This is a genomic window from Azospirillum terrae, assembly GCF_053470425.1.
Genome location: NZ_JBPXMR010000005.1, coordinates 322,551 through 335,004 on the forward strand (window position 1 = coordinate 322,551; position 12,454 = coordinate 335,004).

The following is a 12,454-nucleotide window of genomic DNA, read 5'->3' on the forward strand; positions in this document are numbered from 1 at the left end:
CCGTCCAGGGCCATAGGCCCTGGACCCAGGTCATGCGAACGTGTGATACCGTGCTGGAAATTCGCATTTTCGGCTCTGGTGCATGGTTCGGCATTCAATTCCCAAACCGTCGATCCTGGATCTCTTCGACGTCCTTAAGGTCGTCGAAGGGCGGAAGATTTGGCGGAATCCCGCCGGCACCCGATATTACTCCTGGGACTCGCTTCATGGCGAAGTTGAGGTGTTCGACCGCCGCGGTTATCATCTGGGCTCGGTTGATCCCGTAAACGGCCGGTTTCTCAAGGGGCCGGTGCAAGGGAGGCGCCTGAATGTACAGTGATGCCGGAAGCTTCGTTGACCTCTGCCTCGCCGGCAAGGTGCGGCCGGTCGACATCGATGACTTCGTCGAAGCGTGGCACGCAGGCGCGTCCAAGAAGGACGTCTGGGACTTCCTCGGCCTGACGCATGAGGAATACGGCCGCTGGGTGGAAGAGCCCGACGCTATTGACGATATTGTGGACCAGCGGCGCGACGCGTCCACCACACGGCGCATGATGATCCGCTGACGCGCCGGCCGAGCCGGCAACGGACCTCCGGAACGGCCGGAGGCAGAAGTTCGGCGGCCGGATCGCTGGTGCCCCCGGCCGCCGCCTCGTCATAGATAGAAATCGCCGGCCTGCAACACCGGGGCACCGGCGAGTTGGACCTCGAAATCGGCGACGCGGTCGCCGTTCCAGTCGGCCTGGACGAGACCGCCGGCATAGCGGAGTTGTCCGGCTACGCCGCTGAAGTCGGCGGAGCCGATGTAGGTGAAGGCGTCGTTGCTCGTTCCGATGGATTGCTGTGCGTCGATGGTGACGACGTCGAACTTGTCGCCGGCGTCGTGCGAAAAGTCTTCGATGATGTCGTGGCCGGCGCCGACGCTGCTCTCGGTGATGCTGTTGAAGTCGAACCGGTCGGCGCCCTCGCCGCCCGTCAAGTGGTCCTGGCCGGCGCCGCCCCTGACGACGTCGGCATCGGGGCCGCCGTCCAGCGTGTCGTCTCCGGCCCCGCCGTCGAGCGTGTCCGCACTGAATCCGCCCGCCAGAACATCGTTGCCCTCATCGCCGTTGAGTTGGTCGTTGTTTTCGCCCCCCGACAGCGTGTCGTCGCCGAAGCCGCCGGACAGCGTGTCGTGGCCGAAGCCGCCGCGCAGTTGGTCGTTGCCGTAACCACCGGTCATCAGGTCGTTGCCGTAGCCGCCGATCAGGAGGTCGTTGCCGTAGCCGCCATCGACCGTGTCTTCGTCGAGCCCGCCGTCGACCGTGTCGTCGCCGTCGCCGCCCAGCACCGTGTCGTTGCCGCTGCCGCCGAGGACGAGATCGTCGAGGAGCCCGCCATCGACCCAGTCGGCGTCGGCACCGCCATCGACGATGTCATTGCCGTCTCCGCCCAGCAGCGTGTCCAGGCCGCCCTGGCCGTACAGGAAGTCGTTGTCGAGGCCGCCGGACAGCGAATCGTTGCCGCCGCGCCCCAGAGCGGTGTCGCGGCCATTGCCGCCGGTGATGTTGCTGTCGTCGTCAGACCCGACGAGCAGGTCGTTGAGGTCCGTGCCGGCGACCTCGGGCGTGAAGTGCTGGTTCACGACGTTTTCGTATGCGAACTGCGAACCGTCGGTCGGGGTGCTGGCGCTCAGCCCTTGCAGGCGGTTGCCGACGTCGCCGTACGGCGCGTTGTAAACGGACGCCGTGACGGGCGTGACGACCAAGGAGAAGACACCGTCCCAATGATGCACCTTGGCCGCCGTCCAGGTGGCGGTTTCACCGGGATCGATCTGATTGCCGGAAAGGTGCACGCGGGTTGCGCCGTTCAGGCTCTGGAGATGGGTCGCGTAGGCCTCCCCCTTATCCATCCGGTACGCGTCGGATTGCGTCAGGCTGCCCGGCGTCGCCGCCGCCGATGGGTGAAAGTGCGCCAGCGTCGGATGGGCATCGTTCCCCACGACATTCACCGGGTCCATCGTGACGGCATCGACAATGACGTCCGAATAGGCGGCGTCGGTGTTGGTGTTGTTGGCGATGTTCAGGTTCAAGTCGAAGCGGAGGTCGTTCCGCACCTGACCGCTGGGCGTGCCGATGTCGAACAGGTTGTCGTAGAATTGGTAGACGATCGGCGCCGTATCGGTGAGGGATGGGGACAGGGTCAGCGTGTTCGACGCCGCATCAAAAGCGGGCGGCGCGGTTGCGTCGGACAGCTCGTAGACGGTCCAGTCTTTGAAGGTGAACGTCGAAGACATGTTTGGCCTCTTACGGGTTCGGGTGCGGAGCTTCGCAACGACGTTCGTCCGTCGATGCCCCCTCACCGTGACCCGGTGCGTGAACCGCCGCCCTGTGTTCCGGGCGGGCCCGCTCCATCCGGATGGGCGTTGTGCTCGTGAAGACCTGGGCCGAGCCCGTTGGGTGAGGTCAGGTGCGAAAGCGTCACAGCCAGCATAGGAGGCCGGCTTGGAGAAACATGTGAGCCAACTCACATTTTAACCAGCTTCGCGCGCCGCCGGGCGCCTACAGCTTCCCCAGCAACAGCATCGCCACCGCCGGCAGCGCCGGCACCCAGGCCAACCGCAACCTTGGCCAAAAGCGCCCATGCTCCCGTCGCGCCGGCCGGTCCAGGCGCCCGGCCTCCAGCACCACATTCGTCATTGCCTCGAACACGCCCATGACATCCACCCTCCATCATCGGCAGCCAGCCTGCTCCCGCGCGCGATCCGTTTGAAACGAATAGGCTTTATGACCGCATCACGTTCCGTGATGCCATTGCCGCCACGTCTCCGCTCTGCTTCAATGCGGGCCATGGCCTCCAACCTCGACACCGACCTGTTGCGCGCCTTCGTCGCCGTCGCCGACGCGCGCAGCTTCACCCGCGCCGCCGATGCGCTGTTCCGCACGCAGGCCGCCGTCAGCCAGCAGGTCAAGCGCCTGGAGGACGTCGTCGGGAAGCGCGTGTTCGAGCGCGACACCAAGGGCGTGCGGCTGACCGATGACGGCGAGGTTCTGCTGGCCTACGCGCGCCGCATGCTCACCCTCAACGACGAGGCGATGGCAACCATGCGGCACGGCCCGGCGCCGGCCTCGGTGCGCATCGGCACGCCGGACGACTACGCCACCATGCTGCTGCCCGAAATCCTGGCGCGTTTCGCCCAGGCCTATCCCGACATCGCGGTGGAGGTGGTCTGCGACAACAGCCCCGACCTCGTCGCCGAGATCGAGAAGGGCCGCTACGACCTCGCCCTGGTCACCCGCCACCCGGACGACCCGGCCGGCGAGCAGGTGCGGTGCGAGCCGGTGCAGTGGGTCGCCCCGCCCAACAGCGCCGTCGAGAGGCTGGACCCGCTGCCGCTCGCCCTGTTCCCCAAGGGCTGCGTGGTGCGCGACCTCGCGGTCGCGGCGCTTGAGGGCAAGGGCCGGGCGTGGCGCGTCGCCTTCACCTCCAAAAGCGTCGTCGCCGTGCACGGCGCCGTCCTCGGTGGCCTCGGCGTCACCGCCATGGAGGCGTGCACCGTGCCGCCGGCGTTGCGCCTGCTCACCCCCGCCGACGGCTTCCCCGAGTTGCCGCCGGTGGACATCGCGCTGCACCGGGCGCCCGGCGCCACGTCGGCCCCCGTGCGCACGCTGGCCGAGGCCATCCACGATTTGCTGCGCGCCGGATAACCCGTACGGGTTGCCCCAACCGACCGAAGCGGGGCAGAATGGCCGCCGCGTTCCAAGGGGATCAGGCATGGCGGTCGGGCGTTTCGCGGTGGCGATGATGGCGGTGCTGCTGGCGCTGGGCTCCCCCCCCGCGCAGGCGCAGAGCCCGGTCGCCATCGGCGCACCGCTGGAAGGCCCCGTCGTGCTGAACCGCGACGTCGAGGTGCGCATCGGCCCCAACCAGGACGCCCGCATCATCATGACGATGAAGAGCGGCAAGGCGGTCAACGCGCTGGGCACGCCGCGCGGCACCACCTGGACGCAGGTCGCCATCGGCGGCCAGCCCATCGGCTACGTGCCGGCCGACTCGCTCGACCCCGTCTACGTGCCGCGCACAGTCCCGGTCACGCCCGCCGCGCCGCCGCCCGCGCCGGACAAGGACGCCAAGACGCCCCCCGCACCGGCGCGGCGCGGAGTCGGCGCGCTGGTGCCGCGCTCGGCGTGGGAAGCCGCCGCCCCCGCCCCGGCGCAAGGCTATGTCGTCGCCACCCGCGCCGTTCACGCCACCGAGGTGCTGGATTCCCGCAAACGCGTCGGCTTCACCCTGAAAAAAGGACAGGTCGTCGCCCTGGCCGAGGTCAGGGAGGGGCGCGCGGAGTTGGCGGTGCCCGGCCGCGCCAAGGTGGTGGCCGATCTGGACGGGCTGATGGGCGTGGCCTCCCCCTACCCGCTGCCCGGCGAGCCGGCCTTGCCGACCGGGCCGATCTACGCGGTCAAGCTGGGCGAGTACGCCTCCTACGCCGAGGGGGTGCGCGCCTGGACCGACTTCACCGGCGGCCCCGGCACCCAGTACCGAGAGCGCCCGCCCATGGTCTGGCCGGTGTTCCGCGAGGGCCGGGTGGCCTACGACATGGCCGTCGGCCCCTTCACCCGCTTGCAGATCGACACCGCCTGCACGACACTGGCGCAACGCGGGCGGGATTGTTCGATCATCGAACTGGAAGCCTTTTGAGTTTTTAACATTTGTCCTCGAAAGTGTTCCGGTACAACCGTATGAACGGGCTGCCAGCCATGTTATTGTGCCCTGCAACATGGGTTCGGAGAGAGCCTGCGCGATGACCGACGCCGAAGAAGACCTGCTGTTTTTCGACGACCAGGACGCCCAGTCCGAGGCGCCGACGGCGGCCACGTCGCCGCGCTGGAAGATGCTCATCGTCGACGACGAGCCGGAAGTCCATTCCATCACCAAGCTCGTCCTGGCCGATTTCGTCTACAAGGGCCGCCCGGCGCAGTTCCTGTCCGCCTATTCGGCCGCCGAGGCCCGCGACATCCTGACGCGCGAGGACGACCTCGCCATCATCCTGCTGGATGTGGTGATGGAGACCGACGATGCCGGTCTCAAGCTCGTCCACCACATCCGCGAGGAGCTGAAGAACCGCCACGTGCGCATCATCCTGCGCACCGGCCAGCCCGGACAGGCGCCGGAGCGGGCGGTGATCCTCGACTACGACATCAACGACTACAAGGCGAAGACGCAGCTGACCGCGCAGCAGCTGTTCACCACCACGGTGGCGGCGCTGCGGTCGTACGAAGACATCATGACCATCGAGACCAACCGGCGCGGTCTCGTGAAGATCATCGAGGCGTCGTCGTCGCTGTTCAAGGCGCGCTCGATGAAGCTGTTCGCCGCCGGTGTGCTGACGCAGCTCTCGGGCATCCTTGGCGTCGGGCCGGACGCCATCCTGTGCGTGCAGCGCGGCCGCGTGCTGGGCCGCACCGAGGATGGCCTGTACGTGCTGGCCGGCTCGGGCCGGTTCGAGTCGCTGATCAACGAACCGGCGTCGGACCACATCGAGCCCGCCGTGCTGAAGTCCGTGCTGGGCTGCCTGGAGCAGCGCCGGCATTCCTACGAGCCGGACCACTGCACGCTGTACATCCGCACGCCGAACGACCGCGAGAACGTGGTGTACCTGCGCTCCGACCGGCCGCTGTCCGAACTGGACCGCGATCTGATCGAACTGTTCTGCGGCAAGATCTCGGTCGGCTTCGACAATCTGTTCCTCTACGAACAGCTGCGCAAGGCGCAGGAAGGCACGCTGGCGCTGCTGGCCGATCTGGCCGAGCGGGGCGCCGAGCGCGGCCACGCCGAACCGCGCACTGAGCCGACGCTGCGCATCGCCGCCGTGGCCGAGCGCATCGCCCGGCGCCTGCACGCCGACGGGCACTACCGCGCCCTGCTGGACGAGCCGTTCCTGGAGATGGTCGGCCTCGCCTGCATCATGCACGACGTCGGCAACGCCACGGTGGACCCGGACATCCTCGGCAAGCCCGGCCCGCTGGACGCCGACGAGCGCGCCGCCATGCAGGCGCACACGACGGCCGGCAGCCGGCTGCTGGAGAGCACGACGCCGCTGGCCGAGAGCCGCACCTATCTGCACCTGGGCATGGAGATCGCCCGCCACCACCACGAGAACTGGGACGGCACCGGCTACCCGGACGGCCTGAAGGGCGACGCCATCCCGCTGGGTGCCCGCATCGCGGCGGTGGCCGACGCCTACGACGCCATGACTTCGCACCGCCCGCACCGCCGCGCGCTGAGCCACGCCGCCGCCGTCGCGGAGATCGGCAAGGCGAGCGGCCACCGCTTCGACCCCACCGTGGTCGACGCGTTCCTGGCCGTGGCCAACGAGGTTGCGGGGCTGTAAGGGCTGTAAAGGCCTGAACCGAACGCCGGACGGCGCTCAGCTCTGGAACAGTTCGTCCACCGCCGCACGCAGCGCCAGCACCTGCACGGGCTTGTGCAGCAGGCGATAGCCCGCCGCCGCGGCTTCGGCCTGACGCTCGGGCGTGGTGTCGCCGGTGAGGATGATGGCGGGCACCGGCCGGCCGCACTGGGCGCGCACCAGTTCCACCGCGTCGGCGCCGGTGCGGTTGGCCGGCAGGAAGTGGTCGGCGAGCACCAGACCGGGCTGGGCGGACAAACCCGACAGCCGCCGTGCGAGGTCGTCCACCGTCAGCGCGGTCAGCACCTCATAGTCCCAGCCTTCCAGGACCATCGCCAAGCCTTCGACGATCGACGGGTCGTCGTCGACAACCACGATCAGCCGGCTCTGTGCATCCGATGAGGTCATGCCATTCCCATCCCAGGTACCGTTACCAGACCACAAACGTCGCGGCCGCTGATTGCCCGATACGTCCATAACCTCGCCAAGAGGTGGTATAATGAAACGATTGGGCCTATGTTAAGTAATCTCAAAATTCGCCGCAAATTCTTTTGCAAGCCCAAGGCGGCGCAAGCCAATGTCTTGCCTCCGCTTTAGCCGAGGAACCGCAACGTCTCAACTCGGCAAAACTGCATATGCTGCAATGCAAACCAATCTCGGGAGAATCACCGTGCCCGGACGCTGCCCCCGCAGGGCCAGCGTCCGGGCTCGGATCAGGCGCGCAACGCCCCGCCGGTCGCCTTGATGACCGCGGCGACGATTTTCTGGCCGATGGCCTCGATGTCCTCCTCGGTCAGCGTGCGGTCGGTGGGCTGGAGCGTGACGGCGACCGCCACTGACTTCTTGCCCTCGCCCACGCCGGCGCCCTGGTAAACGTCGAACACACCGACATCCTTGATCAGCGCCTTCTCGGCCCCCTTGGCGGCGCGGACGATCTTGTCGGCCTCGACCGCGGCATCCACCACGAAAGCGAAGTCGCGCTCCAGCGGCTGGAACGACGCGAGCTGGAGCAGCGGCTTGGCCGTCCCGCCCTTCTTCTTGGGCTGCGGCACGGCGTCGAGAAACACCTCGAAGCCGACCACCGGGCCCTTGACCTTCAGCGTGTCGAGCACCGCCGGGTGCAGCTCGCCGAAGCGCGCCAGCACCGTCGGCCCCAGGCGCAGCACGCCGGAGCGGCCGGGGTGGTACCAGCCCGGCGCGTCGGTGGTGACCTGCGCGTTGGCGGTCGGCGCACCGGCAGCCTCCAGCACGGCCAGCGCGTCGGCCTTGGCGTCGAAGGCGTCCACCGGACGGCTCTTTTCGGCCCAGTGGCGCGGCACGGCGTTGCCGGCGCGCACGCCGGCGGCCACCAGATCCTGCCCCTTGGGCGTCGGGTCGCGATAGGCCGGGCCGACCTCGAACAGGCCGACGTCGGCGAAGCCACGGTCGGCGTTGCGCCCGGCGGCCTGGATCAGGTTGGGCAGGATCGACGGGCGCATGACGTCCAGATCCGAACTGATCGGGTTGACCAGCCGCAGCCCCGGATCGTTCGCGCCGAACAGCCCGGCCACCTCGGACGACATGAACGACCACGTCACCGCCTCGAACAGGCCGCGCGACGCGAGCGCCCGCTTGGCGGTGACGGCGCGGCGCTGGCCGGGGTTGAGCGCCGGCTTCGGCACCGTGCCGTCGCGCTCCATCGGCGTCGCCGGGATGGCGTCGTAGCCGTGGACGCGCAGCACCTCTTCCACCAGATCGGCCTCGCCGTGCACGTCGGCGCGCCAGGACGGCACTTCATAGACGGTACGGTCGGCCCCCTGCTCCACCGCACGGAAGCCCAGCGCCTCCAGAATGCGGTGCTGCTCGGCCGCCGGCACATCGACGCCGCCGAGGCCGAGCACGCGGCCATGGCGCAGCGGGATGGTGCGGCGCCACTCCGGCTCGGAACCGGCGATCACCAGCTCCGATGCCTCGCCGCCGCACAGGTCGAGGATCAGGCGGGTGGCGCGCTCGGCGCCCGTCACCACGGCGGCCGGATCGACGCCGCGCTCGAAGCGATAGCGCGCGTCGCTGTCGATCCCGAGGCGGCGGCCGGTGTGTGCGGTGCGCGTCGGGTCGAACCACGCGGCTTCCAGGAAGACGTTGACGGTGGACTCGGTGCAGCCGGTCTCCTCGCCGCCGACGATGCCGGCCAGCGCCTCGGCCCGCTCGTGGTCGGCGACGACGGTCATCTCGCCGTCCAGCGTGTACTCCTTGCCGTTCAGCGCCTTCAGCGTCTCGCCGGGGCGGCCCATACGGACGAGGACGCCACCCTTGACCTTGTCGGCGTCGAAGACGTGCAGCGGGCGCGCCGCGTCGAAGGTCATGTAGTTGGTGATGTCCACCAGCACCGAGATCGGCCGCAGGCCGATGGCCGTCAGCTTGTCCTGAAGCCACTTCGGGCTCGGACCGTTCTTCACGCCGCGGATGTACCGGCCGACGAACAGCGGGCAGGCGTCCGGTCGCTCGATTTGCACGTCCAGCGGGCTCTTGAACGCGCCCTTGACCGGCGCGGCGTTCAGCCGGCCCTCGGCCAGCGGCTTCAGCGTGCCCAGACCGGCGGCGGCGAGATCGCGGGCGATGCCGCGCACGCCGGCGCAGTCGGCGCGGTCGGGGGTCAGGCTGATGTCGATCACGGGATCGTTGAGGCCGGCGTACTCGGCGAACGAGGCACCGACCGGCGCGTCCTCCGGCAGGTCGATGATGCCGTTGTGCTCGTCGGAGAGCTTCAGCTCGCGCTCCGAGCACATCATGCCCATGGACTCGACGCCGCGGATCTTGCCCTTCTTGAGCGTGATGTCGGAGCCGGGGATGTAGGTCCCCTCGGTGGCGAAGACGCCCTTCAGGCCGGCGCGCGCGTTGGGCGCGCCGCAGACGACCTGGAGCTTCTCCGTGCCGGTGTCGACGACCAGCACGCGCAGCTTGTCGGCGTCCGGGTGCTTCTCGGCGGAGACGACGTGGGCGATGCGGAAGGCCGCCAGCTCCTTGGAGCGGTCATGAACGCCCTCGACCTCAAGGCCGAGGCTGGTCAGCGCCTCGACGATCCGGTCGAGCGAGGCGTCGGTGTCGAGGTGGTCCTTCAGCCAGGACAGCGTGAATTTCATGGTCCGGCTCCTGGGATCAGCGGGTCAGGCCTTGGGCGAGCGACGGCACGTCGAGCGGCACGAAGCCGTAGTGCTTCAGCCACCGCAAATCGGCCTCGAAGAAGGTGCGCAGGTCGGGGATGCCGTACTTCAGCATGGCGATGCGCTCAATGCCCATGCCGAAGGCGAAGCCCTGGTAGCGCGTCGAGTCGACGCCGCAGGCCTCCAGCACGTTCGGGTGCACCATGCCGCAGCCGAGGATCTCCAGCCAGTCGCCGAAGTTGCCGAGCTTCAGCTCGCCACCCTTGCGCGAGCAGCCGATGTCCACCTCGGCCGAGGGCTCAGTGAACGGGAAGAAGCTCGGGCGGAAGCGCAGCGGCAGGTCGTCCACGTCGAAGAAGGCGCGGCAGAAGTCGATCAGGCAGCCCTTCAGGTGCCCCATGTTGGTCGCTTCGTCGATGACCAGCCCCTCCACCTGATGGAACATCGGCGTGTGGGTCATGTCGTAGTCGGAGCGGAAGGTGCGGCCGGGGATGATGACGCGGATCGGCGGCTTCTTCGACAGCATGGTGCGCACCTGCACCGGCGAGGTGTGCGTGCGCAGCAGCATCTTCTTGTCGCCCGCATCGGGCAGATAGAAGGTGTCGTGCATGTCGCGCGCCGGGTGGCCGGGCGGGAAGTTCAGCGCCGTGAAATTGTGGAAGTCGTCCTCGACGTCCGGGCCGTCGGCGACCGTGAAGCCCATCTCGGCGAAGATGGCGACGATTTCATCGATGGTCTGGGTGATCGGGTGGATGCGGCCCTCGGTCTCCGGGCGCACCGGCAGCGTCACGTCGATGCGCTCGGCTTCCAGCTTGGCCTTCAGGTGCAGCGCGGCGAGGTCGGCCTTGCGCGCCTCGATGGCGGCGGCGATCTCGTCCTTCAGCACGTTGAGCGCGGCGCCGCGCTCGCGCCGCTCGTCCGGCGACAGGCCACCCAGCTCCTTCATCAGGCCGGTGACGCGGCCCTTCTTGCCGAGTGCTGCGACCCGCACCTCTTCCAGCGCGGCGAGGTCGGGCGCGTCGGCGACGAGTTGCAGCAGTTCGTTCTTCAGCGCGTCCGGCATGACAACCCCGTCTGGGAGTACCCTGAATGAAGAAAAAAGGGGAGCCGGCCCTACGGCGCGGCTCCCCTTGGTCTGTCAGGCGCAGTGACCCGCGGAACGCGGATCAGGCGGCCTTCGCGGTGAGAGCGGCCTGGGCCTGGTCGACCAGGACCTTGAAGGCTTCCGGCTCGCGCGCCGCCAGATCGGACATGACCTTGCGGTCCATCTCGATGCCGGCGAGCTTGATGCCGTTGATGAAGCGCGAGTAGGTCAGGCCGTACTGGCGGACACCGGCGTTGATGCGCTGGATCCACAGGCCGCGGAACGCGCGCTTCTTATTGCGGCGGTCGCGATAGGCGTATTGAAGCGCCTTTTCGACCTTCTCGATCGCGATGCGGAAATTCTTGGAATTGCGACCCCGATAGCCCTTGGCGAGCTTGAGGATCTTGCGGTGACGGGCGTGCGTCGTGACGCCGCGCTTAACACGAGCCATAAGTCAGGTCCTTCCGATCAGGCGTTGCGCAGCCAGTTCTTCAACACGGTCCGACCGTTCTGGTCGGCCAGCGTCATCATGCCGCGCGCCTTGCGCTTCATCTTCGGGCTCTTGGCCGACAGGCAGTGGCGCTTGTAGGCGGCCTGGGCGCGCACCTTACCGGTGGCGGTCACCTTGAAGCGCTTCTTGGCGCCGCTCTTGGTCTTCAGCTTGGGCATTTTCGATCCTTGGGTAAAGGGTTCGAACGGATGGCGGTTGGGCATGCCCCGGGCGCACAGCCCGGCCTCGCCGCCATGTGGAGGGCGCGTTATACGCGGCACCGCACCCCAGTGCAAGGGCAAGTGAAAGGGGTGCCTACCGCAGATCCTTGAACCGTTCCGTCGCCTGCACCAGCGCCGCGCGGATGCCCGGCTCCATGGCCGAATGCCCGGCGTCGGCGACGATGCGGTAGTCGGCCTCGGGCCATGCGCGGTGCAGCTCGTCGGCCGTGGTGATCGGGCAGACGATGTCGTAGCGGCCCTGCACGATCACCGCCGGCAGATGGCGGATGCGCGGCAGGTCGCGCAGCAGCCGGTCCTCCGGGGTGTAGCGGTTGGCGCGGAAATAGTGCGCCTCGATGCGCGCCAGCCCCAGCGCGTGGTTGTCCTCGCCGCTCGCCGCTATCAGCTCCGGCGACGGCAGCAGCGACGAGCACGCCCCCTCATAGATGCTCCACGCCCGCGCCGCGGCCATGCGCACCGCCGGCTCCGGGGAATCCAGGCGCCTCCAATAGGCTTCCAGCAGGTCGCCGCGCTCGGCCAGCGGGATGTGGCTGACGAAGGACAGCCACGCCTCGGGGAAGATCACCCGCATCTGGTAGAGGAACCAGTCGATCTCCGCCTTGCGCATCAGGAAGATGCCGCGCAGCATCATGCCGAGACAGCGCTGCGGGTGCGCCTGGGCGTAGGCCAGCGCCAGCGTCGAGCCCCAGGAACCGCCGAACAGGTGCCAGCGCTCGACGGCCAGATGGCGCCGCAGCGCCTCCAGATCCCCGATCAGCAAGTCGGTGTCGTTGCGCCGCACCTCGCCCAGGGGCGTCGAGCGCCCGGCGCCGCGCTGGTCGAAGATGATGATGCGGTAATGGTGCGGGTCGAAGAAGCGCCGGTGGGTCGGCGACGCGCCCGCCCCCGGCCCGCCGTGCAGGAACACCACCGGCACGCCCCGCGGGTTGCCGCACTGCTCCCAATAGATCGTGTGCAGATCGTCCACCGGCAGCATGCCGAAGGCAAAGGGGTCGATGGGCGGGAAAAGCTCGCTGCGCGGCATGAGGGCGTCCTGTCATCGGGCCAGCGGAGTGTAGGGCGAGCACGCCCGCGCCGCCAAGACGTTTGGAAAAGCGACACCGTCGCCTCCCGCAGGCAAGGCCGCCA

Annotated in this window: 13 protein-coding genes; 5 read left to right on the forward strand and 8 right to left on the reverse strand. The window is 68.4% G+C overall.

The genetic code is table 11. The features are described from left to right. The first annotated feature begins 82 nt into the window (after window positions 1-82). Window positions 83-319 carry a colicin E3/pyocin S6 family cytotoxin gene (locus ACSVDD_RS16160; RefSeq protein ID WP_448190395.1) on the forward strand — a complete coding sequence of 79 codons (237 nt, stop codon included), beginning with the start codon at window positions 83-85 and terminating at the stop codon, window positions 317-319. Next, on the forward strand, window positions 309-545 hold the full coding sequence (locus tag ACSVDD_RS16165; RefSeq protein ID WP_448190396.1) for a hypothetical protein: 237 nt from the start codon (window positions 309-311) through the stop codon (window positions 543-545). Before ACSVDD_RS16160 ends, ACSVDD_RS16165 begins: the two co-directional genes overlap by 11 nt. Window positions 546-634: 89 nt before the next feature. Here ACSVDD_RS16165 and ACSVDD_RS16170 read toward each other — a convergent pair whose 3' ends face one another. Both ACSVDD_RS16170 and ACSVDD_RS16175 read right to left on the reverse strand, forming a co-directional pair. After that, on the reverse strand, window positions 635-2,254 hold the full coding sequence (locus ACSVDD_RS16170) for a calcium-binding protein (RefSeq protein WP_448190397.1): 1,620 nt from the start codon (window positions 2,252-2,254) through the stop codon (window positions 635-637). 265 nt (window positions 2,255-2,519) lie between these two features. After that, window positions 2,520-2,675 carry a hypothetical protein gene (locus ACSVDD_RS16175; RefSeq protein WP_448190398.1) on the reverse strand — a complete coding sequence of 52 codons (156 nt, stop codon included), beginning with the start codon at window positions 2,673-2,675 and terminating at the stop codon, window positions 2,520-2,522. 132 nt (window positions 2,676-2,807) lie between these two features. On the opposite strand from ACSVDD_RS16175, the gene ACSVDD_RS16180 reads away from it, so the two are divergent. The 3 genes from ACSVDD_RS16180 (at window position 2,808) to ACSVDD_RS16190 (ending at window position 6,349) form a co-directional block, all read left to right on the forward strand. Beyond that, window positions 2,808-3,665, forward strand: coding sequence for a LysR substrate-binding domain-containing protein (locus ACSVDD_RS16180; RefSeq protein WP_448190399.1), 858 nt, complete (start codon window positions 2,808-2,810; stop codon window positions 3,663-3,665). A 67-nt stretch (window positions 3,666-3,732) separates the two neighbouring features. Continuing rightward, the gene (locus ACSVDD_RS16185) at window positions 3,733-4,656 is read left to right on the forward strand and encodes an SH3 domain-containing protein (protein ID WP_448190400.1); all 924 of its coding nucleotides are present in this window, start codon (window positions 3,733-3,735) and stop codon (window positions 4,654-4,656) included. A 103-nt stretch (window positions 4,657-4,759) separates the two neighbouring features. Next, window positions 4,760-6,349 carry a DUF3369 domain-containing protein gene (locus ACSVDD_RS16190; protein ID WP_448190401.1) on the forward strand — a complete coding sequence of 530 codons (1,590 nt, stop codon included), beginning with the start codon at window positions 4,760-4,762 and terminating at the stop codon, window positions 6,347-6,349. Window positions 6,350-6,385: 36 nt separating this feature from the next. On the opposite strand, the gene ACSVDD_RS16195 is transcribed toward ACSVDD_RS16190, so the two are convergent. The 6 genes from ACSVDD_RS16195 to pip all read right to left on the reverse strand — a co-directional run bounded on the left by ACSVDD_RS16195 (window position 6,386) and on the right by pip (window position 12,350). Further along, window positions 6,386-6,775: a response regulator gene (locus ACSVDD_RS16195; RefSeq protein ID WP_448190402.1), complete on the reverse strand. Its 390-nt coding sequence runs from the start codon at window positions 6,773-6,775 to the stop codon at window positions 6,386-6,388. 305 nt (window positions 6,776-7,080) lie between these two features. Next, window positions 7,081-9,489: a phenylalanine--tRNA ligase subunit beta gene (gene pheT / locus ACSVDD_RS16200; protein ID WP_448190403.1), complete on the reverse strand. Its 2,409-nt coding sequence runs from the start codon at window positions 9,487-9,489 to the stop codon at window positions 7,081-7,083. 16 nt (window positions 9,490-9,505) lie between these two features. After that, complete coding sequence (gene pheS, locus ACSVDD_RS16205) at window positions 9,506-10,573, reverse strand: phenylalanine--tRNA ligase subunit alpha (protein ID WP_448190404.1); 1,068 nt, start codon at window positions 10,571-10,573, stop codon at window positions 9,506-9,508. Between the two features lie 103 nt (window positions 10,574-10,676). Then, entirely contained in the window at window positions 10,677-11,045 is a 369-nt protein-coding gene (rplT, locus tag ACSVDD_RS16210) for a 50S ribosomal protein L20 (RefSeq protein ID WP_448190405.1), read from the reverse strand. A 17-nt stretch (window positions 11,046-11,062) separates the two neighbouring features. Beyond that, on the reverse strand, window positions 11,063-11,263 hold the full coding sequence (gene rpmI / locus ACSVDD_RS16215) for a 50S ribosomal protein L35 (protein ID WP_448190406.1): 201 nt from the start codon (window positions 11,261-11,263) through the stop codon (window positions 11,063-11,065). A gap of 136 nt (window positions 11,264-11,399) precedes the next feature. Beyond that, window positions 11,400-12,350 (reverse strand): prolyl aminopeptidase, encoded by a 951-nt coding sequence (gene pip / locus ACSVDD_RS16220; RefSeq protein ID WP_448190407.1) that lies wholly within the window; start codon window positions 12,348-12,350, stop codon window positions 11,400-11,402. Window positions 12,351-12,454: the final 104 nt, after the last annotated feature.